The 22,468-nt window shown below is 41.1% G+C and carries 18 protein-coding genes and 1 pseudogene; 14 read left to right on the top strand and 5 right to left on the bottom strand.

What is annotated here, in order from left to right:
* Positions 1 to 370: 370 nt before the first annotated feature.
* From DXB52_RS17060 to DXB52_RS09075, 6 genes are all read left to right on the top strand, one after another.
* Positions 371 to 631, top strand: a complete 261-nt coding sequence (locus DXB52_RS17060; protein WP_237976361.1) for an MmcQ/YjbR family DNA-binding protein — start codon at positions 371 to 373, stop codon at positions 629 to 631.
* Between the two features lie 72 nt (positions 632 to 703).
* Entirely contained in the window at positions 704 to 1,516 is an 813-nt protein-coding gene (srtB, locus tag DXB52_RS09095; RefSeq protein WP_117874607.1) for a class B sortase, read from the top strand.
* 48 nt (positions 1,517 to 1,564) lie between these two features.
* Positions 1,565 to 1,957: a hypothetical protein gene (locus DXB52_RS09090; protein ID WP_118107033.1), complete on the top strand. Its 393-nt coding sequence runs from the start codon at positions 1,565 to 1,567 to the stop codon at positions 1,955 to 1,957.
* Positions 1,899 to 3,359 carry a discoidin domain-containing protein gene (locus DXB52_RS09085; protein ID WP_118107031.1) on the top strand — a complete coding sequence of 487 codons (1,461 nt, stop codon included), beginning with the start codon at positions 1,899 to 1,901 and terminating at the stop codon, positions 3,357 to 3,359. Before DXB52_RS09090 ends, DXB52_RS09085 begins: the two co-directional genes overlap by 59 nt.
* On the top strand, positions 3,332 to 3,715 hold the full coding sequence (locus tag DXB52_RS09080) for a hypothetical protein (protein ID WP_118107029.1): 384 nt from the start codon (positions 3,332 to 3,334) through the stop codon (positions 3,713 to 3,715). Before DXB52_RS09085 ends, DXB52_RS09080 begins: the two co-directional genes overlap by 28 nt.
* Positions 3,688 to 6,381, top strand: coding sequence for an FN3 associated domain-containing protein (locus tag DXB52_RS09075; RefSeq protein ID WP_270371240.1), 2,694 nt, complete (start codon positions 3,688 to 3,690; stop codon positions 6,379 to 6,381). The genes DXB52_RS09080 and DXB52_RS09075 overlap by 28 nt, the downstream gene beginning before the upstream one ends.
* A gap of 47 nt (positions 6,382 to 6,428) precedes the next feature.
* Here the strand turns inward: DXB52_RS09075 and DXB52_RS09070 are convergent, their stop codons facing one another.
* The 5 genes from DXB52_RS09070 to DXB52_RS09050 form a co-directional block, all read right to left on the bottom strand.
* Positions 6,429 to 7,652: an NAD(P)/FAD-dependent oxidoreductase gene (locus tag DXB52_RS09070; RefSeq protein WP_004613472.1), complete on the bottom strand. Its 1,224-nt coding sequence runs from the start codon at positions 7,650 to 7,652 to the stop codon at positions 6,429 to 6,431.
* Positions 7,649 to 8,101 (bottom strand): 4Fe-4S dicluster domain-containing protein, encoded by a 453-nt coding sequence (locus tag DXB52_RS09065; protein WP_022250998.1) that lies wholly within the window; start codon positions 8,099 to 8,101, stop codon positions 7,649 to 7,651. The genes DXB52_RS09070 and DXB52_RS09065 overlap by 4 nt, the downstream gene beginning before the upstream one ends.
* 11 nt (positions 8,102 to 8,112) lie before the next feature.
* Positions 8,113 to 9,996: an anaerobic carbon-monoxide dehydrogenase catalytic subunit gene (gene cooS, locus DXB52_RS09060; protein ID WP_004613474.1), complete on the bottom strand. Its 1,884-nt coding sequence runs from the start codon at positions 9,994 to 9,996 to the stop codon at positions 8,113 to 8,115.
* 84 nt (positions 9,997 to 10,080) lie between these two features.
* Entirely contained in the window at positions 10,081 to 10,482 is a 402-nt protein-coding gene (locus DXB52_RS09055) for an RrF2 family transcriptional regulator (RefSeq protein WP_022251000.1), read from the bottom strand.
* Positions 10,483 to 10,673: 191 nt separating this feature from the next.
* A complete protein-coding gene (locus DXB52_RS09050; protein ID WP_118107027.1) occupies positions 10,674 to 12,008 on the bottom strand; it encodes a phospholipase D family protein in 1,335 nt (444 codons plus the stop codon).
* Between the two features lie 318 nt (positions 12,009 to 12,326).
* Between DXB52_RS09050 and DXB52_RS09045 the strand changes: the two genes are divergently transcribed.
* The 8 genes and pseudogenes from DXB52_RS09045 (at position 12,327) to DXB52_RS09005 (ending at position 22,458) form a co-directional block, all read left to right on the top strand.
* Positions 12,327 to 14,513 (top strand): PTS sugar transporter subunit IIABC, encoded by a 2,187-nt coding sequence (locus DXB52_RS09045; RefSeq protein ID WP_118107025.1) that lies wholly within the window; start codon positions 12,327 to 12,329, stop codon positions 14,511 to 14,513.
* 223 nt (positions 14,514 to 14,736) lie between these two features.
* Positions 14,737 to 16,229: pseudogene (locus tag DXB52_RS09035) on the top strand (IS1182 family transposase).
* Positions 16,230 to 16,366: 137 nt separating this feature from the next.
* Complete coding sequence (locus DXB52_RS09030; RefSeq protein ID WP_118107021.1) at positions 16,367 to 16,810, top strand: helix-turn-helix domain-containing protein; 444 nt, start codon at positions 16,367 to 16,369, stop codon at positions 16,808 to 16,810.
* Complete coding sequence (locus DXB52_RS09025) at positions 16,807 to 17,208, top strand: hypothetical protein (protein ID WP_147343362.1); 402 nt, start codon at positions 16,807 to 16,809, stop codon at positions 17,206 to 17,208. Before DXB52_RS09030 ends, DXB52_RS09025 begins: the two co-directional genes overlap by 4 nt.
* Before the next feature lie 37 nt (positions 17,209 to 17,245).
* The gene (locus DXB52_RS09020; protein WP_118107017.1) at positions 17,246 to 18,064 is read left to right on the top strand and encodes a metal-dependent transcriptional regulator; all 819 of its coding nucleotides are present in this window, start codon (positions 17,246 to 17,248) and stop codon (positions 18,062 to 18,064) included.
* A gap of 19 nt (positions 18,065 to 18,083) precedes the next feature.
* On the top strand, positions 18,084 to 18,920 hold the full coding sequence (locus DXB52_RS09015) for a hypothetical protein (protein WP_118107037.1): 837 nt from the start codon (positions 18,084 to 18,086) through the stop codon (positions 18,918 to 18,920).
* Positions 18,921 to 19,261: 341 nt separating this feature from the next.
* A complete protein-coding gene (locus tag DXB52_RS09010; RefSeq protein WP_118085024.1) occupies positions 19,262 to 19,744 on the top strand; it encodes a transporter family protein in 483 nt (160 codons plus the stop codon).
* Between the two features lie 68 nt (positions 19,745 to 19,812).
* Positions 19,813 to 22,458, top strand: a complete 2,646-nt coding sequence (locus tag DXB52_RS09005; protein ID WP_118107015.1) for an NEAT domain-containing protein — start codon at positions 19,813 to 19,815, stop codon at positions 22,456 to 22,458.
* Positions 22,459 to 22,468 lie beyond the last annotated feature (10 nt).

Below are 22,468 nucleotides of genomic sequence, written 5' to 3'. Positions count from 1 at the left end.
TCAGAATAATAATAAATATTCAGAATAATAATAAATATAAATGGTATAGAGAAGGAATGGAAAGCTATCAGAGGAAAAAACTGGTAGTTTTCTTTTGCTTCAAAAACAGAGACTTGTTAAAAAAGCTATTGTAATAAGCGAATCAGAAAAGTTATAATAAATGATAATGGATGGCAAGAGGTCATCCATTCATTAGAAAAAAGAAGGAATCCCCATGAACCAACAAGAAATATTCACATACATCCAAAAGCAATACCCCGTCCATCCAGACACCATCACCAAATCCGGATACCCCGTCACCATCTTCAAAAACCCAAGAACTGCCGCACCTTATGTCATCTTTTACCAATCAGCCGAAAGAACAACTTTCATGGAAGTTCAGGCAGAGCCGGACATGATAGGCAACTACATCGAAATGTACCATCTTGCTCCGGCAAAGCACATGGATCAGAAGCACTGGCTGGCAGTTCCGCTGGACGGTTCTGTCAGCGATTCAAAAGTTCTGGATTTACTCGATATGAGCTACGACCTCGTAGACGGACAGGCAGAAGCAGATGGAGAAACAGGAGCAGATAGACAGATAGGGGCAGACGGACAGGCAACAGACAGTACGCCAGAAGAAAAAGATTGACAATTCTGACCACACATTCCATAATGACGATAGTGGTTCGAGAGAACTAACAGGAAAAATGGGAGAGACAACATGAAGAAAAAAAGCTCATACCGATGGCTGATATGGATCATATTGGCAGTGGTTTTGATCGGGGTAGCACTTATGCATATCCTGCCCCCATACATCGACCGATGGAAATCTGCCAGAGATTATGACAAACTTGCCGAAGAGTATGTAAATGATGAGTCCGAACCAGATGATGGAAAGCAGAAGAAAAAAGACTGGTGGGCTACAGATGTAAAAGTAGAGTTTGACAAGTTGAAAGCTGAGAATCCAGATGTCATCGGATGGATACGGTTTGATAATCAGGATGAACTTGGCATCAATTATCCAATTCTGTATTCAGGAGACAATCAGAAATATCTGAGAACCGACCTGCATGGCAACAGTCACATCGCAGGATGTATCTTTTTGGAAGGCCTTAACAAATCTGATTTTTCGGATTATTACAACATTATCTACGGTCATAATATGAATGACGGAAGCATGTTCGGGAGCCTGAAAAAATATAAGGATGACGGTTTCTGGAAAGAGAATCAATACTTCACTGTATATTCTGAGACAACCGCCTACCGTTATCGAATCTTCTCTTATGAGGATGCAGTCAATGGCGGTGATGTATACAAAGTAGGATACCAGCCGGGCGAAGAGTATCAGAAATTTATCGACCAGATGATAAAAGATTCCGATGTTGATACAGGAGTAAAGCCGCAGACCAGTAACAAGATACTGACACTTTCTACCTGTACAGGGAACGGATACAGCAAGCGGCTTGCCATCCATGCAGTCTGCATTGACGCACAAACTACAGATGAGTCAAAATTAAAGGAAACAGGAAATTAACTATGAAAATATCCAAAAGTATGTCGAAAAAATATCCAAAAACATGTTTTGGATGAGCGTGTAGATGTATCCGGTATCGAGATTGAGAATGTTGTGGCAGTACGTTATGAATGTACACAAAAAGGCTCAGGCAATAAATGGCCATCTATGAGAGAATTCAAAGTATCCACAACACCGGAGACAGGAGTTGAGTTTACGAAAGAAGTCATCCGTACACAGGACGGATGGGCTCCATATCAAGGAGAAGAAAGTAACTTGATTGACGAAAATACACAGACATCAATCTGGTATAATGTAAGACAGAATGGAAATCCGGCAAATACTACAATCAAAGGTGACTATGTCGGAGTGAAATTATCACAGCCAATCACGTTAGGTAAAATTGCAGTATTCAGTAAATGGAACAGACTGGAAGGATATTCCGGGTGTAGAGCCGTTTAAAAATACAAGACATATTCAGGTAGATCTTTCGGACAAAAACATCAAGGCACAGTATGTTCGTCTGGAAAATCAGGAAAATCAGGAGAGCTGGATTGCTTTCAGAGAATTTGATGTAGATGCACGTTATGTACGTCTCATCAACAAGACAGATGCGAAGAAAACATTCGATATTCAGAAGTTGTCATTGAAGACATTTGAGATTTATGAAAAATCACTTGTAGCTGATCAGACAACGTTTGCAATCGGTGAGGCGGCAAGCAATCCGGCAACAAACCTGTTTGACGGAGACCGCACGACACAGGTTATCTATCAGGGAAGCCAAAATCAGGGCGCAAAATTTGTCTATGATCTGGGACAGACAATTGACCTGAAGACATTGAAAGTAGTATGTAGAGACAGTGAGATTGATTTCCCACATCACGCAAAGATTTCAGTATCAACAGATGGTCAAAAGTGGACAGATGTGATGACAATCGGTAATCAGGATAAAGAAAATGAAGGCGAAGCTTCAAACGAAGATAATATCAATGATGTACTTCCGTTACATGAGACTTCTTACAATGCAAAATTGGAAGAAAATATCAACCAGAAAGCTCGTTTTATCAAGTTTGAGATTACAAGAACAAAAGTAGGTTCAGATAAATGGGTGAGATTCCAGGAATTTAAGATCAATGGCGGTGAGTATATGCCGACAGTGAACGACCCGACATTTGAAAGTGACTGTCTGGATACAAGAAACGGAAAATATGCATACATGGTAGATGCTGATTTGTCTACAGCATTTGTTCCGGCAAAAGAAACAGGAACATTGAACTATACAGTTTCTGACAATAACAATGTCAATGTGATTAAGATCATTCAGGGAGCAGACGCAATTTCCAATGCGACTGTAAAAGCCCGCACATTGAAAAATCCGGACAAATGGATTACACTTGGAACGCTTGCACAGACAGTAAATGAGTTCGTATTAGAAAAAGATACCGTTCTCTTAGATGTGAAATTAGAGTGGAAAAATGTGACACCATCTATCACAGAATTAGTATTTGCAAAAACAGATACTGTGAATGTGGACAAAGCAGAACTGAAAAAGCTGTTAGACAACAAAGAAGATACTTCTTCTTGGACAACAGACAGTAAGCAGGCATATGATGCGGCAATTGCAGCAGGTCAGAAAGTATATGACAGCGAACATGCAAGCAAAGGAAGCGTTGACAGCGCAGTACTTGCAATTAAAAATGCAGTGGCAGACAAAGAGTTGAAAGGCGATATGTCAAAATTGCAGGCAGCATTGGACAAGGCGCTGAAAGATTCTGAGAACTACACAGCAAGAACATGGCGTGTATACAGCAACGCAGTAAGTGCGATGAAACAGCAATGGAAAATGCGGATAATACATCAGTAGCAGATGTAGAAAAATTACTTGCAGATTTAGAGGCGGCAAAATCAGCGCTTGTATACAATCCGTCTGCAATGGAAGAATGTATGCTCGCAGTGCAGGCAGAAAATGACTTTATCAATGCAACAGATAAATCTATCTATACAGAAGAGTCTTGGAATAATTTTGTTGCGGCAAAAGAAGCAGTGGAACAGCTGATTGAAAAGAACAAGACAACACCGGTACACCCATCAGAATTTAAAGATGCATTGAAAGCGTTGAAAGATGCAAAAGAGGGATTGACTTTTGTACCGGTAGCACCTGTATCAAAAGAAGTGTTGTCTGGATTGATTATATGTCTGAGACGAATGTGGAGGAATTGAAAGAGAAGGCAACAGCATTTTTAAAACAACTCCATCCGGATCTGATCAAGATTAAAGAAGAACTGCAGTCGGCGATTGACCGTTCTTCAAAAGAACTGGGAAGTATTCTGACAAAAGCAAAACAGATGGATCAATTATACCGCACATATCTGCAAGAAGCAGAGAACGTATATTATCTGACTGATCAGGATGGGCTTGCCTACAATGAGATTGATACTATTTACAATCAGTTGAGAGAATTGCGCAATACATTGCTGGAAAACACAGGGGATATGGAATACTATCAGAAGGCAGAAAGTCAGCTTACTGATACCGCGGCACAATTAGAAAAACAGATGGAGAACCGGGTGATTTCATTTAGTAAAGATTCCGGAATCATTGGGGAGGACCGGGCGCTTACTTTGAGTAAGAGTGAGAATGCTAAAAATTATGAGATCCGCTATACAACAGATGGAAGTATTCCGAGAAAGACATCAGAAAACTACGAGAAACCACTTCAGTTGAGTGATCAGGAGGACACTGTTGTCAGAGCAGCATTGTTCTATAAAGAGCAGAGAGTCAGTCAGGTATATACAAAGAAATATATGACAGAAGGTATTTCCGTTAAAGATTTGGTAGTATCCCATGAAAACCATTGGGGAGATACTTATGCAAAAGAGAAGATGATTGACGGAAATCCGGCGACAAGATGGGCATCAAAAGGTGTAGATACTTCCAAACCGATGGAGCTCACATTGACATTTGCAAAAGCAGAGCTACTCAGCCAGATGAAATTTGACCTCTTTGTGTCAAGAAATAATGCGATTGGTGCATTTGAAATTCAAGCGCTTGTGGATGGAACCTACCAGACAGTGTACGAAGGTACAAAGATGGGGGATATCAATGATAAGGTGGGAGATGTAGATGGAAACAGCGAAGGGTATCATGCATATTACTTAGCGGAATTTCCGGAGATCAATACGGATTCTGTAAAAGTGATACTGAAAGCAGGATTCTTAGGCGAACCATCTCTGTATGAGGTGACACCACTTTGTGCAGGTGTTCCGGCAGATAAAGCTGGTGACGCAGCAGAATTGGAGAGCATGATTGGATTGGCAGAGGAAGCAGACCGTACATCAGACTATTATGTAAATGCACCGCAGGAACTAAAAGATGCATTTGAAGAAAGCATTTCAGATGGAAAAGAAATGTTGAAAGCATCACAGGATTTGATGGATTCCAGAACCGAATTTTTATCAAATAGATATGACCGTCTTGGCTTTGGGGAGACAGATAAATCGGCGCTGGAGACATTGATTGCACGGGCAGAAGAAGCGCTGAAAGGCGAGTATACAAATGAGTCTTTGTACCAGTTAAAGAAAGTGCTTGCAGAAGCAAAAGAAGTTTTGGCTGATGAGAGTGCAAAGCAGCCTACAGTCGATCAGACAGCGCAGAAACTGCAAAAAGCATTAGATAATTTGGAACAGGGAGGATTTGAAGAGATACAGGTTCCTTCAGGAGAGCTGCAAGGCTCTGATAAATGGATTCATGCAGGTAAATTCAAGGCGACAGCAGATGACAATGCGGGACCGTTGACGTATGAATATACCGGACATTTCATACAGGTTCCGACTGTAAAAGGAGATGACCACGGAGTCATTCGGGTGACGCTTCAGGATCAATCCGGAAAACAAATTTATCAGGAAGAGATTGATACATATGCGCAAAACCGAGTGGAAGGAACAGAGCTGATGCAGGAGGAATTTGCAGAAGACTCGTATACGATTCAGTTTGAGCGAGTGGGAAAAAGCACACAGGCACAGGATAAAAGAGGCTGGGTTGAGGTTGGCGCACTGACGATTCGGAAAGAAAAGAAAGAAATGGTGGATAGATGCAAGCTTGAAGAAGAATTGAAGCTTTGTGAGGGTCTGAATGAAAAAGAGTATACAACAGAAAGCTGGACTGCGCTTCAAGAAGTTGTAAAAAGTGCAACAGAACTTTTGAAAAAACTAGATGAAGAGACCTGTACATCTGAGATGAACGATAAAGCAGCGGAAGTAGAAGCGGCAAGGGAAAATCTCCAGAAAGTGACGGTAGATATATCGGAACTGAAAGAGGTCATTAAGACAGCGAAAGCAATTTCTTCGGAGGGATACACAAAAGAAAGTTTTGAGGCACTGCAGCAGGGTATCATAGAAGCAGAGGTATTGTTAAATGGCACATATACACAGGATGAGGTAAATGAAAAGACGGCCATTTTGAAACAGCGAATCAGCGGACTGCGTGCGGATAAGACTGCACTTCAAGAAAAGTATGATAAGATTAAAGATATGACACAAGGTCAGGCGACGGATGAGTCATGGAAAGAGTTTACAGGACTTAGAGAACAGGCGAAAAATGTATTGGACAATCCAAATGCAACACCGAATGAGGTATCTGAAATCTTAGAAAAGCTGAACAAATTTGAATTTACATACAAGGATAAAGAGAGCGGAGAAGAAGATAAAAAGGATCCGAATCCGGGCACTTCGGGAGATTCCGAACAACAGGGAACTTCTGATACATCTCACAAAAAGGAGAGTGTAAAAACGGGAGACACTACAGCCATTGCTGTTCCAGTCGCAGGAATTGTGGGAGTAGCAGTATTGTTGTATGTGATGAGAAAAAGACGAAAAATAGAATCATAATATGTAAAGCGGCTATGAGGCAAACTCACAGCCGCTTTCATTATACGTTATATCTGATAGCAATACGCTCCATTTTCTTTGACTCCATAAAAATCGGCAAAGGAAAGATGGAAAATATCTTGTTCTTTTCCGGATAAATCAATCTGATTTTTGATTAAATACTGATAAATACCGGAATAGTCAATTTTTCCCTGTAGTAAGATGCTGTCAAGCTTTCCATCTCTGATGATGGCACGTCTGTAATTGTGAGCATCTTCCTCCTCAAGCACGATATCGCCTTCCTCGGCAACACCGCGACCGAGGGAGAGTGTGACGAGCCCGTAGAAGTTCATTGTGTTTTTCATGGCGTAGCGGTCTGTGTATTCCGCCTGTATTCCGCACATATTGAGCGCAGCAATCTGTCCCTGCTTCATTGCATTTGGCCAGATTCCGGAAAGACCGGTTACATCTCCTGCCGCATAAATATTCGGGCAGTTTGTTTCCATGGTATCAGAAACCTGAATAAAGCGGTCTACATGAATTGGAGTATCAAGGGCACATTCCACGGCAGGGCGGACACCGGCTGCAACGATCACCAGGTCGCAGTCAATTTTCGTTCCATCATCAAGGAGAACAAAATCAATTGCGCCGGCTTCGTTCATATGTGTCTCTGATGCTTTTTTGCCGAGAAGAAATTTGCAGCCATGTGATTCGAATAAAGTTCTGTACGCATTGCCGGCGGTCTCATTCAGCTGGATCGGAAGAATGCGGTCTGCCATCTCTACAACGGTTACATCTTTCCCCCGCTCTAAAAATGCGTATGCAGCGTCCATGCCGACCAATCCGGAACCAACTACAAGGATACGGTTCGCCTGATCAGCAAGAGACCGGATTGCCTGCGCATCAGACAGGTGACGAAGGCCAAAGACATTATTAGCTTCCCGAAACTGTCCGACCGGAGGAATAAAGCTGTTTGCTCCGGTTGCAATCAGCAGACGGTCATAGGAACAGCAGGTGTTATCATTGAGAACAACGACCTGTTCTGCGGTGTCGATGGTGCGGACAGAGACACCGTTTCTCCATTGAATCCGATAAGTCTCAAAAAAGTCCGGCTCTACAAAGGACAACGTATCCTCATTACGCTCATGACTCAGATAGCGGTGGAGCATACAGCGGGAATGTACATGCTCATCCGTTGAAATCATTGTGATAGCAGCATCCGGGTCATTTTCACGGATTGTTTTTGCGGCGGTGATACCGGCAGCGCCGACTCCGATAATTACATGAATCATAAAGACACCTCCTCAACATAGATTGCTTTCTTTGGACAGGATTTCACGCAGTTTGGCTTTGCATCGTCCTTCATACAAAAATCACATTTGACGACTTTTGTATGGGTTGCGGTGTCTGCTTTTAAAACGCCGTAAGGACAGTTCATGACACACATAAAGCAAGAGCCGCATTTTTTTTCGTCGTAAGAGACAATTCCCGTTTCCGGATCTTTGGAGAGGGCGCCGCTCATGCAGGACATGACACACTCCGGTAGATCACAGTGTCTGCAGAAAATCGGGCGGTAACTGCCGTCCGGCATTTTTTCAATGTGATTGCGAGATTCATTGTGAATATCCGTAAGGTCTAAGTCATAGACGGTTCCAGGGGTATCCCTGTGTGCCTGCATACAGGCGACGGTGCAGTTTTTACAGCCGTCACAGAGAGAGGCATTGATCATAATTCTTCTCATAGCAGCACCTCCTATATCTGTAAGCCCTGACGTTTTTCTAAAATGATCTGTTCCAAAATATCGGCAGAGGCTTTTGCGTCATCGTTGATAATCACCTGTCCGCCGGTCAGTTCTTTCATATCCTCTGTCAGAACCTTCACGGCAGTCTTGCTTCCGGTTACAAATGGAGGAAGTCCAAGGTGAAGCGGAAGACCGAGAGCCAATCCGAAACATCCGTCAGCCAGTGCCTGCTCTTCCAGCCATTGAGCGGCAGACAGAACGAGCGGGAGCTGAGGAAGGTCAACACCAAGTTCTGCGGCAATCTCTGTCGCAACAATTTCAAGACGTCCGATTGCAAGGCAAGGACCAAAATTCAAAACAGGCGGAATATTCAGTTTCTGACAGACTGCACGCAGGCGAGGTCCGGCTAATTCGGCAGCCTCCGGTGTCATCAGGCCACAGTTTTCGATTCCTCCTGAAGAACATCCGGCTGTCAGAACAAGAATATCGCGCGAAATCAATTCTTTTGTAAGTTCCACGCTTAAGACATCGTGTCCGCCGGCTGTTAAGTTTGAGCAGCCTACGACACCGGCAATTCCCTTAATCTCACCTGCTGCGAGCAGTTCAATGAGAGGAGTCCATTTCCCACCGAGGAAGGATTTTAAGGAGCCTTCGCTTACACCGGTTAACGTATGGTCATTTCCATGCTCTTCCATCAGATTGAGCGGAACGCATCCTCGTCTTTCTTTGTAAGCTTCCACAATTTTATCGATGATGAGATCACTTTGTTCTGCGCGGTGTTCAAATTCAAATGGCATCAGTTCTGCATTTGCTTTTTTCGCTACATCATCCAGACAAATCTGTTTGATCTTCAGCTCGTCACAGATTGGCTCGATACCCGGAAGTGTACAGTTGAATTCGGACAAAACTGCATCAATTGCTCCGGTTGCGAGAATTGCTTCGCTTGTGTAGTTATTACCGGCATGTCCGTCGAATACTTCTGTATAATGAGCGCCACGGAGTTGTAGATCCTGTCCCACACAGGTACATCCAACCAACTTGAACCCTTTTGCGCCGGCTGCCAAAGCTTTCTTTTTTGCCTCTTCGGAGATGAGTTTTTCCTGCAGATCGACAAAAATCGTATGCTGATGTCCGGTGATCATGATATTGATGTAATCCGGATCAATGACACGAAGTCCGACCGGAGCAAGACGAAGTTCTGGCTGACCAAGAAGTACGTCATTGAGAAGGTTGGTCAGTGTCAGTCCGTATACGCCTGTTGAAATTCCAAGTTTTAGACAGTCAGTGAGCATATCGACAGGGTCAGAGTTTAAGTTTGTGGAACATTTAACCACACCTTTGAAAACTTCTGCTTTTGCACCGCCTGGCATGATACCGAGTTCTTTCCAGCGCTTGATGCGCGGAGCATATGCGATTTTTTCAATCAATTCAGCGGATACATATTCAGGCTTATATAAATCAGCAAGAACGGAGTCGGCGACTTTCTCAGCTTTCACATAGATATCCTCATCTGTGATACCGAATAATTCAGCAAGATGATCCAAAGATTTCAATCCTTTTAATTCACCGCGGATCTGAGCTGTTTTTTTCAAATTCAATGCGGTATTTTCAACAATATGTATATAACATCCGCTGCCGGAAGCGACTGCTCTTAAAAAGTTTCGGGTGACGATCGTGTCTGCGTTGGCGCCGCAGATACCTCTTGGAGCCTCCGGAGTGATACGGCAAGGCCCGTTAGAGCAGAGACGGCAACAGACACCTTGAAGACCAAAGCCACATTTGGTACTCTGACCCTCCACACGGTGATGAGAAGTTTCCACTGGGAGCGAACGGATAAATCCTTCTAAAGGTTTATCGGCGCTTTTGCAAGTTGTACATCCATAACATTGATTCATGATAAAATCCTCCTTTTAAACTTGACTAAAATAGTAAAGATTAGGCCTGAAAAATATGCCTGGCACATTTTTCGAGTATACAAATTATCCGAAAAATAATTCAGATAAAGATTTCTGACGCATCTCCTGCAAAAGCATGGATTGCAGGCGGCAGAATTCCCGATGTACCAGACATGGTTTTTGCTGATTGTTCATAGAACAGTGATAGCCGTCTTTCATACACTCTAAAAGCAGAATGTCAGGGTCTACGGCGGCACAGATGTCATAGAGAGAAATCTCAGATAATGTCCGGTTCAGACAATATCCGCCATTTGTGCCGCGGCAACTTTTTAAAAGACCCTGTTTTTCCAGTTTTCTGGTAATTTTGTATGTCATTGCAGAAGGAAGCTGCTCTGCTGCACAGATATTGGAGACACTGACAAGTTCTCCGTCTGAGAGCGCTCTCATAATTCGGATCGCATAATCACATTCTTTTGTAAACAGCATAAAATACATACCTCCTGAGTCATTTCGCCCAATCCTGTTCGGGTTGTATTTACTATATAATACTGGATAAAAATGGTCAAGTATATAGAGACTACTTGTAAAAAAACGGTAATATAGACAAAAACAGGAGGCATTTGTCTATGTTTTAACAAATAAAATTATACAACATTAACAAAACAAACCATTGTGTGTTACAAGAATCTTCGAAGTGGAATGGTTATCACACGCAGTATGGCATAGAAGATCTTTTTTCCAAAACTCAAATCTTTGGAGTGATAGTTTTCACCGTAATCATATTCTCCGTCATTTCCCATTGTTTTGCTGTATGTTTTGTCGCGTTCCATTTCAGTTTGGATGATGGAATTTAACTCCGGGCAGTCCACTGCAAGCATCAGTTCGGTGTCCTGATAGGTGCTTCGCATATCCATATTATAAGAGCCGACAATGCTCATGCGGTCATCAATCAAAACAGCTTTTGTGTGACAGGAATGAGCTCCCATAAATTCATAGACGCGGGCGCCGGTTTCCCAGATGTTTTTTTTCTGGTTCAGATAATCTGTGCATCCCCAAGGATTTGCGCCGCTTGCCACATCATTTGTGATGATCTCCACCGGAATGTTCTTTTCGTGAAGTTCTGTCAGATCCTGATACATTTCTTTTCCGCAAATAATATAAGGAGTGTAGATACGCACCTGTTCGCCTTGCATCATGAGCTGATGAAGAGAATACCACATCCACGGCTCTTTGTTTTCGGACTTGATTGGATTGGAGAGCAAAGATACTTTATTTGTCTGCAGTGTGAGTGCTTCATAGTCCCATGTACTGTAAGCGTCCGGATATTTTTCTTTTAGAGAAGTGTACCGATTTTCTAGTTTTGCTTTACAGCTTTGAATCTTTTTGGTCATTTTTTTGCATGTATATTCTTTGCTGTCAGAAAGAGCCCAGACAGATTCAAAATAGTCAGTGAGCTGGCGAATGGAGGAAGAGTCGTTTTCTGCCGTCTCATAGACAAATAATTCACGATCAATATTTTTGGACCTGGAGTAGTCGCCGAGAAATAAATTTGTCGTATTTCTTCCGCCGAGCAGATACATTTTCTGGTCGACAATGACGTATTTGTCATGCATCCTTGCCTGTAAGTTCCAAGGTTTTAAAAGATTTATAGGATTGTAAATGCGAACCGAGACGCCACGGTCAGCAGCGTGCAGCAGAGATGCCATCATATCCTGCCCTGATTTGTCCGCATTAAAATCAAAAGTAGAGAGGATGATTTCGTCTTTTGCCTCGTCAAGCATATGTAATCGGTACAATAAGGCATCTGTGTTGTCATTGATATATGCAACCCGTTCCGTACCGGCAGTATCACTGTAAAATGACTGTTTTGCGAACTTTTTCTGATAAGATACAGAGACATTCTTGTGTTGAATATATGGAATGGCAAGCAGCGCAATATAAATTAGCAAAAAGAGAAGTAAAATCTTTCCGATTGGTAAGCTTCTGAGTGAAAATAAGTGTTTCTTTTCCATAATAAAATCCCTCCTGTATGCTAGTATAAATCGAAATATACCTTTTGTGTTGGATTTGAAATATTAAATTTTTAGAAAGCGAGCTAACTTTTATAGGGCAGAGTGGGAGCAGTGAGAAAAAATAAATTGACATTTCCCGATGAAGAACTTATAATGTAGGTATATTGGGTGTGTAACTGTACGGCAGGCATTAACCTTACATGAACGTTATTTTGGATGTTTTTGTAGGTTAATGCTTTTTTGTTGCATAAATACATGTAAAACTCCAAAGTATCTTCATAAGAGCCAAACGAGTCAACAAGAAAGGGGAAAAGAAAGGTGAAAGACAAGATTTTTGGTATTTTACAGAGAATCGGAAGATCTTTTATGCTTCCGATTGCAATTCTTCCGGTGGCGGGTCTGCTGCTTGGAATCGGAAGTTCGTTTACAAATGAGACAACAATTGCCACATACGGACTTCAGAAAATATTAGGAGACGAGACAGTGCTCCATGCACTGCTTACGATCATGAATAAGGTCGGAAGTGCGGTGTTTGATAATCTGCCATTGATTTTTGCGGTTGGTGTTGCAATTGGAATGGCAAAAAAAGAAAAAGAGGTTGCGGCATTATCTGCATTAATTGCATATTTTGTTATGAATGTGGCAATCAATGGTATGCTGGTAGTAACAGGGGAAATTACAGCGGATGGGCAGATTGCCAAAGATGTGCTGGAAGGAACAATCGCATCTGTATGTGGAATACAGTCTCTTCAGATGGGTGTATTTGGGGGTATCATTGTCGGACTTGGTGTTGCGGCGCTCCATAACCGTTTCCACAAAATCGCACTTCCGAATGCATTGTCATTTTTTGGAGGTTCCAGATTTGTTCCGATTATCTCTACAATTGTATATATGTTTGTTGGAATTGGTATGTATTTTGTGTGGCCACCGGTTCAGAATGGCATCTATGCGCTTGGAGGGCTGGTTACAGGAAGCGGATATGCGGGAACTTTGATTTTTGGTATTATTAAGCGTGCCTTGATTCCGTTTGGACTGCATCATGTGTTTTATATGCCGTTTTGGCAGACAGGTGTCGGCGGAAGTATGGAAGTGGCTGGACAGGTTGTGCAGGGAGGTCAGAATATCTTCTTTGCCCAATTGGCGGATTCGGCGAATATCGCACACTTCAGTGCAGATGCAACCAGATATTTCTCAGGTGAATTTATATTTATGATCTTTGGACTTCCGGGCGCTGCGCTTGCGATGTACCGCTGTGCAAAACCGGAAAAAAGAAAAGCAGCAGGCGGATTACTGCTCTCAGCAGCATTGGCATGTATGCTGACGGGTATCACAGAGCCGTTGGAATTTTCATTTTTATTCGTGGCGCCGGCGTTGTTCGTTGTTCAGGTCATCCTGGCAGGTTCTGCGTATATGGTGGCGCATATGCTGAATATCGCGGTAGGACTTACATTTTCAGGAGGATTCCTTGATTTCTTCCTGTTTGGAATTTTACAGGGAAATGAAAAGACAAGCTGGATGAGAGTCATTCCGGTTGGAATTATTTACTTTATTTTATACTATGCGATTTTCACGTTTATGATCAAGAAGTTCAACTTTAAGACACCGGGACGTGAAGATGACGATGCAGAGACAAAACTGTACACAAAAGCAGATGTAAATGCAAGAAAAGAAGGGAATCAGACGACATCAAATGAGGCACATATGGATCCGGTGAGTGCACTTATCACAAAGGGACTTGGTGGAAAGGCTAATATCAGTGATGTGGATTGCTGTGCGACAAGACTTCGTATTACAGTCGAAGATGCAGGAAAAGTAAATGAGGATATTTTAAAACAGAGTGGTTCCAGAGGAATCGTAAAAAAAGGTCAGGGAGTGCAGATCATTTATGGACCACAGGTGACTGTGATCAAGGCGAATCTGGAAGATTATCTGGAAACAGCGGATGATAGCTTGGAAGAGACAGAAGAGGTGATTGAGAGACCTTCTTCCGAGGAGAACGCTGTGACAGAGAAAACAGTCAAAGACGAAGGAAAAGTGACAGAGACAATCATCATATCAAGTCCGATTACCGGGAAAGCGGTGGAAGTAGCAGAGATACCGGACGAAGGATTTGCAGGAAAGATGATGGGAGACGGTGCAGGTGTGACCCCGACAGAGGCAGAAATCATGGCGCCGGAAGATGGTGTGGTTGCATTTGTATTTGAAACAAAACATGCGCTTGGATTCCAGACGGACTCAGGTCTTGAGATGCTTTTGCATATCGGAATCGATACGGTTGCACTGAATGGACAGGGATTTGAAGTGTTTGTTGAAAATGGTCAGAGTGTGAAAAAAGGAGATCTGTTGATGAAAATAGATGTCTCATATCTGACAGAGCATGCACCGTCTCTTTGCTCGCCGGTTCTTTGCACAGATCTGAAAGAAAACCAGAAAGTGAGACTGCTTGCCGAGGGTGAGGTGAAAGCAGGAGAGCCATTGTTTGCAGTGGATTGTTACGAAAAATAGTGAACAGTAACGGAAATAAAAAGTTTCAAGCGGACCGGAAAGGTCCGCTTCAGACTGTAGACAAAGTCCCGGACAGAAGTCCGGGTTTTTCTTTTATCAAGTTTTCCACATTTCTAACGTTTTTCCATAGATTTACCAAGAAAAATGGTTCGGTTATCAACTTTATTTTCCAAGGTTTTTCAAGCACTTCATGATATAATTAGGGTATCAGGAGGTAGTGCTTATGATGACGAAAAATGCAGATAAAAAAAGAGAACAAATACAGATGTTTTGTATGGATGATATGGTTCCTCAAAACCATATGCTTCGCTTGATAGACAAAGCGATTAACTGGAACTTCATTTATGAACTTGTTGAAGAAAAATATTCTCCTGATAACGGACGTCCAAGTATGGATCCAGTTATGCTGATTAAAATTCCTTTTATTCAGTACCTTTATGGCATAAAAAGTATGCGGCAAACAATCAAAGAAATTGAAGTAAATGTTGCATATCGATGGTTTCTTGGATTGGATATGTTGGATCCCGTACCACATTTTTCTACGTTTGGAAAGAACTATACACGTCGTTTTAAAGATACAGATCTTTTTGAACAGATTTTTTCAAAGATTTTAGAAGAATGCATGAAATTCAAATTGGTGGATACAGAACATATTTTTGTGGATTCTACACATGTGAAAGCATGTGCAAATAGTAAAAAGATGAGAAAACGGGTGGCACATGAACAGGCATTATGGTACGAGCAGGAATTAAAAGAAGAAATTCAGAAAGACCGGGCGGCACATGGGAAGAAACCTTTGAAAGATAATGATAAAAATGATTCTCCACCACCAACTGCAAGCGGAGGAGAAAGTTTTGCAGATGAAACAGAATCTCAGATTCCGGAAGGAGCAAAAACACAAAAGTGCAGCACCAGCGATCCGGAAAGTGGCTGGTTTCGTAAAGGAGAACATAAACATGTTTTTGCATATGCAGTAGAAACAGCTTGTGATAAACATGGTTGGATTTTAGGATATACTGTTCATCCCGGAAACGAACATGATAGCCGTACATTTCCGCTATTGTATGAGAAAATAAAAGATTTCAAACCGGATATGATGATAATGGATGCCGGCTATAAAACGCCTGCCATCGCCCATCTTCTCTTGGAGGATGGAATCCAACCTCTTTTTCCGTACAAACGACCAATGACGAAAGAAGGTTTTTCAAAAAATATGAGTATGCCTACGATGAGTATTATGATTGTTACGTCTGTCCTGGAAACCAGGTTTTAAAATACAGTACAACAAATCGAGATGGATATCGTGAATATAAGAGTTGCGGATTGTTCTGTAGTAGTTGCCCATACTTGCATCAATGCACAGAAAGTAAAGATCATGTAAAAGTCATTACCAGACATGTATGGGAAGAATACATGGAGAAAGCAGAAGATATTCGCCATACAATAGGTAACAAAGAAATATATCAACAACGAAAGGAAACGATTGAGCGACTTTTCGGAACAGCAAAAGAACAACATGGTTTCCGTTACACTCAATACATAGGAAAAGCACGGATGGAAATGAAAGCCGGGCTTACGTTTGCGTGTATGAATTTGAAAAAGCTGGCAAAAATTTTAGAAATCAGGGAATCTAAAATGAAAGAATCTCGGAGTTTTTTAAGATTTTTATTAAAGCAGAGGCTATTTACAGAAAAGTGGGGCTGTCGCACTAAGTGATATTTTTATATGGAATTATAATGTTGTAGGGGAAAATGCATTGACAAACCTGAAAAAAGGACAATATAATTAAAATTACATAGTTTGAACCAACTAACCAAAACGTAATCGGAAAACGAGAAACAGAGGAAAAAGCAATGGAAACAAAGAAAGTGGCAAAAGAATACCTGCAAAAAGATATTCTGCGGACGATTTTCCAGATGCGGAAACGGCAGGAGGATGATAAGCAGATCAAAAAAATCATCGTATTAGACTATGACCTGACCGAGTATCACTGGAAAACGAACATTAAGAAACTGCAAGAGGAAGGCTTTCTGGAAACGGACAGTGATGCGAAGATTCCGGCACTGACAGAAAGCGGAACGGAGTATGCGAGACAACTGCAACGGGCAGCCGAAGGCTGGAATCAGTTCTTGCAAATGAGTGGAGTCAATGAAAAGACAGCAGACAGGGATGGCAGACTCATGGCGTGTGAGGTATCCGATCCGGACAAAATCGAAAATTTATGGAAATTTATCAATGACGGTGGAAGAAGTTCCATTCCGAAAAGTGTAGACTGCCACACGCTGTGGAAGAAGTGAAACCGGGAAAGTATCAGATGTGGTATTCCTTTTACACCACAGAAATTGGAAAAGAGAGAAAAGCAGCTATCGAAGATATGCGGTTTGAAAGGGATGGCTGGCTGCACATAGAGCCTTGGGAGATTTGGTTGGAACTAACGGAGCATCCGGAAAATGAGGATGACAGGACAATCTGGTATCAGAACATGTATGGAATCTGGAAGAAGGCAGAAGTAAATGATCACAGCATCAAAATACCTGCCGCAGCATTTCACATAGAGTACGAACAGCAGTGGTTGGGTGAAATACATTTCACCTGTAATCTGGGGTTTGTCGCAGAGAAAAAGAAAGGCTCCAAGAAAAAAACGATATGCTTACTGGATGGAAGGCTTTTGCAGAAAATACCGGATATCGTGTAGCGGATGAATATTAAAAAAGACAGGTAGGAAAGGTAACATGGAAAGAAAGATTGAAAACAGAAATATTGATGTAACAAAAGCCAGAGGCGAACTGGAAGAAGATCTTCTGGAATATGTCTACCGGATGTGGAGGCAAGGCAGACAGATCACATCGAAAGAGTATGCCAGAGAAGTGAATATAACCGGATATGAAGCGGCAGGCCTGGTGCGGAGTCTGGTGAAAAAAGGATTTTTGTGCGAGCCGGAAAACGGACATCTGGAACTGAGCGATAAGGGAAAACTGGAAGGTATGGAGTGCCTTGCACGCCATGAGAAACTGACACAGTTCTTCCAGATGGTAAGTGGAATGGATCAGCAGAGGGCGCAGGAAGATGCCTGTAGAGTGGAACATTATATCAGTCCGGAAGGGTTAAAAGGAATTGAAAACTTTCTGCAGTACGGTGACGTATACGACAGAGTTTATGACGATATGGACTTGTATACCTTTTATGAGGATGGTGAGTTCCCGATGGCATTCGGACTGTATGAACCGGAACGACGCAATCCAAGATTCCTTGCACCAGAGTACGGGAAACTGGAACATTCTGTTATATTAAGAGTGAAAAAGTCCCAGAACTGCTTCCTGCTCAGGACAAAAAAGGACGAATCCATCGGCTATGTATGGTACAGAAGAGAGGATGAATGGATACAGGCGAAAGAAGAAAAAGGTGTTTATCAGTTACCGACAGACATCTGTACTTATACTGCCAATACAGGAATCCCGATTACAGAAGCAGTGGCAATCATTGCGATTACACGCTTTGATCAGAAGCCATTGCCAATCGATTATCGGGAATTGAATATTCATGTATGGTGACGAAGAGAGGAACAAGAAAATGGAAAAAGGTGAACATCTAAAGAGACAGAACAGACCTACAATGCTGCAACTGCAATATTTACAACGCCTGTCAAAAGTAGAAAAGAAACGTGGAGCTCAGGGAAGTATCGCAGAATATTATAGCGTGAACCGTTCAACGGTGAACCGCTATTTTAAGAGCTGCATAGAAAGAGGAATTCTGACAGAATCACTGGAATTTACTCCTGCAGGAGAAGAATGGCTGGAACGATATTCCAACCTGTATGAGAATCTTGAAAAATATCTGGAAGAAATCGGTGCAAAACCGGAAGAAATCGAGGAATCACTGGATGTTATGGTGGAGAATATCGACATCCACATGCTGGAACTGATGATCAATGCCTATGCAGAGAAAAAATCAGTATATAAGAAAAAAGAGAATGAACTGGATCAGGAGATACAGCACAATCTGCAGAAATGTAAAAGGCATCCGGTAGTGTTCCGGCTTTACCGGATGAATAAAAAGCAGGGGCAGGGAAGAGACTCTATGGCGATGAGAGGATTTGAAGAAATAGCCGAAATCGTTCAGGAGAATGGAGAAAGCTATCTGGAATTAAAGTTGAAAGAGATGGCTGCACACTCCAGAGTGAGTGGTGAAATGATGGCTGGAAAACTGAAAACATTGAAGTATGAGCATAATGAAGTTCTTGAAGAAGCAAGAATAGAGAATAATATAGTGAAAATCCCGATGGAAGCGTGCAGAATCCACCGATGGACGGGGATTGGCACGATGGGAATTGTACCAGTTACCGTTATCTGCAGTGTAGGACCAATGCACATGCCGGAAAGCACTGCACTGTTATATTTCTGGGTATAAATAAGAAGTGAGAAAAATTCTCATTTACGCATATCATGTAACAAAATAAGAAAAAATTTCAATAAAGTGCCGTTGTTGATAAAACACTATCAATAACGCACTTTTACGTCTATTGTTGTCTGAATAGCAACAAAATCAAAGAAAATAACGGCTTATTTGTTGCAATTCAGGCAACAAACTTGTAAAAAATGGTGTTGACATTGGATGGCAAATTATGGTATCTTTCAGACAAGAAGTTAGATACGAGTAACCGGAAATATTCTCGTAGAACTCTAAACATCATAACTAAAAATTTATTAGCAAAAAGCTAATGCCAAAAAACGAAAAGGAGGATTACAGTTATGAGAAAGATCAAGAAATTAGTTGCTACACTGTTAGCAGCAACAATGGTACTGGCAATGGGAGTTACAGCATTTGCGGCTGAAAATGACTCTACAGCATTAGCGGCAGGAACATATACTGCTAATCTGAATCTTTACAAAGATGCAGAGTGCACCAATCCATCAATGGGTGATGCAGCAGTTAATGACATGTGGGCTGACATTACTATAAATGCTAATGGAAAAGCAACACTGGTTGTTCATACACATGAAATTAAATATTTAGGACTTACAGGTCATTTGGGAAAAATGGAAATCAATGGAACAGCTAAAGAGCCTGTTAAAGACAGCTCAGGTGACGTAGTAGATTATTATTTTACATTCACAGATTTAGATGCTTCAATGTTTTATGAGGGTTGCGTGATTACTGGAAAGTTCACAACATACGTAGGAATTATGCCGATGAGTGCAACTGGATATCTGAAACTTACAGGAATTGAATAATTGACATAATTATTTAGGAGAGGCTGCTGTACAATTGGTGCAGCAGCCTTTTTGAGAATGGAGACAATATGAAAATAATAAAAAAATTATTAGCGTTTACTCTAAGTGCAAGTATGGTGCTCGGGGCGTCTGGACTAGATGCGTTTGCAAAAACAGAAGAAGATGTATCAAAGACAGAAACGAATACATCTGGCATAGAAGCGAATAAATCTTATCTTGTACCATTGACGTTTTATGATGTGACTGGAGAATCAATTCGAGATTATGGAGGACTCGGAGGAATTCCAGAGTTTATAGATAATGTTGCGATTGTTAGTAAAAATAGCGATGATACTTATCATGTAACGCTCCAGATAGAAAACTACAATAAAATAGATGTATTACAATTTTCAAAACCAGGGGTTATATCTGATGAAACAGAACCGAGGAATGCTCTTTTTGGAACGTATAATTTACCAGAATCGTATATTTTTGAAAAAGATACAGCAGAAGATGTCAGAACAGCTATAGACAGATACATAAGTGAAGAGTGGAATGAAAAATATATCCAGAATGTGGATGTACAGACAGCAGATACAGGAGTTTCATGGTATTCATTTGATGTTGATAGTTTGGAAAAATCAATTTATGTAAAGAGTTTTCGCAGCTATGGATATAAAAGGGTAGGAAAAAAATATACGTATGCTTCGGGAATAGACTCAGGAAAATTTACATTTGATTTAAGTCAAGCAGAAACGGTAAATGAATTGAGCGATTCTAGTTATAAAAATGCAGGTCTTGAAATTTCAAAAGTTTCAACAACAGCAGGAGAACCGGTAAATTTTTATGCGTTTCCTGTAGAAGGGAATGAAGTAAATGATTATTTCGCTGGAACGAATGACATTAGTGTCGATAATCAGAAAATGGAAGTTTCAACAGAACTTAAAAATGCGGATAACATTGCATCAGTTCAGGTACTTAATGGGATAAATGATTTAGGAGATAAATCAACTTCTACTACAGAGAATACAAACTTTTTACAGTATAAATATGCATATTCGGCTGAACAAGTAGGAGATAAAACAATTTCTGTTTATTCAGACAATATTTTAAGTGATGGAAAAATTTCTCTTACATTTTCTAACTTACAGGAGGCTGTATTCGGTAAACAAATTAAAGTTCAAACAACCGATGGAAAAACCTATTATGGAGAGGCAAGAATAAAAAGCAATGCCAAGAAAGATTTACGTTTAACCGACGGTGGTGTAACCGTAATAACAGACAGCTACAATGTAGGTAGTGATAATCCGGAATTTAAAGCAGAGTTACTGGAAGAGAATACAGATGAAGATAGTGAATATAATAAATATTTTTCACTTTTAGCAGGAAGTTCATCAAAGGCTTTGATTTATAATTTGGGAATAAATGTAAATGGAACAACTGTTAAACCGACAAGAGCGGTAGAACTTAGAGTTAAGATACCAGAGGACTGGGACACAAGTAAAATTGAAGTTCAATGGTATGGTGCTCCGGTATTCCAGATATTTAATCCGATTGAAAACTTTGGAAATTCTTCTTATAAAAATGAAGATGGTAGTATCCGGATGGATGGTGATGAGTTAGTTATAACAGGAACTACTTGCGTATATAATACATTGGCAATTTCAGAAAAATCAGATAAGACAGACATTTCTGAAATAAAAGACGGAGTTTATAATGTTAATGTTACTATGTGGCAACAGGCTCAGCCGGATAGATTATCTATGAGTAATTCGGCGGTTGTTAATGATTCTGCACGCTTAGTAGTTGAAAATGGAAAGAAACATATCTATTTTGATACGCAGGGAATTACAATCGCTGGTCGTTATGGATATAGCAATGGAATATTCTGGGCAAATAATGAACAGACAGAAGAAAATGGACTTCCAGTATTAAGTGAATATACACCACTTGATTATTACAGTTATTATCTGAATGATTCGGGTAGCACAGATATGGATTCTTATGCAGAACAGTATGATCTGTATTATCCAAAGACAGTTGGATTTGAGTTCCCGGAATCAGCGGACAGAGATGATGGGGTATATCTGAACTTCTTTGTCCCTATCATGGATGAACTTCAGAATAAAGTTCCTGGATCTGGTGAAGGATGCAGAACGGCATTTATGACTTTATCTGGTTTAACACCTGTAGCGGAAATTAACGAGCCAACCCACGATAAATCTGTTTTAGTTGTAGCAGTTGATAAAGCATCTAAATATACAGCCGACAATTATACAGAGGAATCTTACAAAGTATTATCTGACGCAGTAGCAAAAGCTCAGAAGGTAATCGACGGAACAACTTCTGCAAACGATTCGGAAATCGTAGCATTAGATAAAGAAATTTCTGATGCAATCAGCGGATTAAAAGAGGCAACTGGACTTGACAAATACAATAAAGTTCTGAAAAATGCCAAGGCATTAAATGAAGCAGAATATACAGCAGAAAGCTGGGCAGACCTTCAGGCAGTGATCGCTGCTCAGGAAGGAAAGGTAACAGAAGCAAATGCAGATCAGGCATCCGCAGACCTTCAGTCAGCAGTAGATGCACTTGTACCGATGTCAACAGCCGTTTCCATGGAAAAAGGTGTTTACGAAGTACAGGCAACACTTACCAATCAGGATGGAACAGCAAGTGATTTGAATGCAGGATTAAAATCTGCTCGTTATATACAGATAAAGACGGCAATGTAACTGTTTATCT

The organism is Ruminococcus sp. OM04-4AA, assembly GCF_003462585.1.
Lineage (GTDB): Bacteria > Bacillota > Clostridia > Lachnospirales > Lachnospiraceae > Mediterraneibacter > Mediterraneibacter faecis.
Note: the sequence above shows the minus strand (reverse complement) of the source record. Positions and strands in the feature narration are given on the sequence as shown.

Coding starts and splice junctions, on each gene's coding strand:
- DXB52_RS09005 (WP_118107015.1), top strand. CDS start 19,813: ATGAAAATAATAAAAAAATTATTAGCGTTTACTCTAAGTGCAAGTATG.
- DXB52_RS09075 (WP_270371240.1), top strand. CDS start 3,688: ATGTCTGAGACGAATGTGGAGGAATTGAAAGAGAAGGCAACAGCATTT.
- DXB52_RS09070 (WP_004613472.1), bottom strand. CDS start 7,652: ATGATTCATGTAATTATCGGAGTCGGCGCTGCCGGTATCACCGCCGCA.
- DXB52_RS09065 (WP_022250998.1), bottom strand. CDS start 8,101: ATGAGAAGAATTATGATCAATGCCTCTCTCTGTGACGGCTGTAAAAAC.
- DXB52_RS17060 (WP_237976361.1), top strand. CDS start 371: ATGGAAGTTCAGGCAGAGCCGGACATGATAGGCAACTACATCGAAATG.
- cooS (WP_004613474.1), bottom strand. CDS start 9,996: ATGAATCAATGTTATGGATGTACAACTTGCAAAAGCGCCGATAAACCT.
- DXB52_RS09015 (WP_118107037.1), top strand. CDS start 18,084: ATGGAAAAAGGTGAACATCTAAAGAGACAGAACAGACCTACAATGCTG.
- DXB52_RS09020 (WP_118107017.1), top strand. CDS start 17,246: ATGGAAAGAAAGATTGAAAACAGAAATATTGATGTAACAAAAGCCAGA.
- DXB52_RS09030 (WP_118107021.1), top strand. CDS start 16,367: ATGGAAACAAAGAAAGTGGCAAAAGAATACCTGCAAAAAGATATTCTG.
- DXB52_RS09080 (WP_118107029.1), top strand. CDS start 3,332: ATGGAAAATGCGGATAATACATCAGTAGCAGATGTAGAAAAATTACTT.
- srtB (WP_117874607.1), top strand. CDS start 704: ATGAAGAAAAAAAGCTCATACCGATGGCTGATATGGATCATATTGGCA.
- DXB52_RS09050 (WP_118107027.1), bottom strand. CDS start 12,008: ATGGAAAAGAAACACTTATTTTCACTCAGAAGCTTACCAATCGGAAAG.
- DXB52_RS09010 (WP_118085024.1), top strand. CDS start 19,262: ATGAGAAAGATCAAGAAATTAGTTGCTACACTGTTAGCAGCAACAATG.
- DXB52_RS09055 (WP_022251000.1), bottom strand. CDS start 10,482: ATGCTGTTTACAAAAGAATGTGATTATGCGATCCGAATTATGAGAGCG.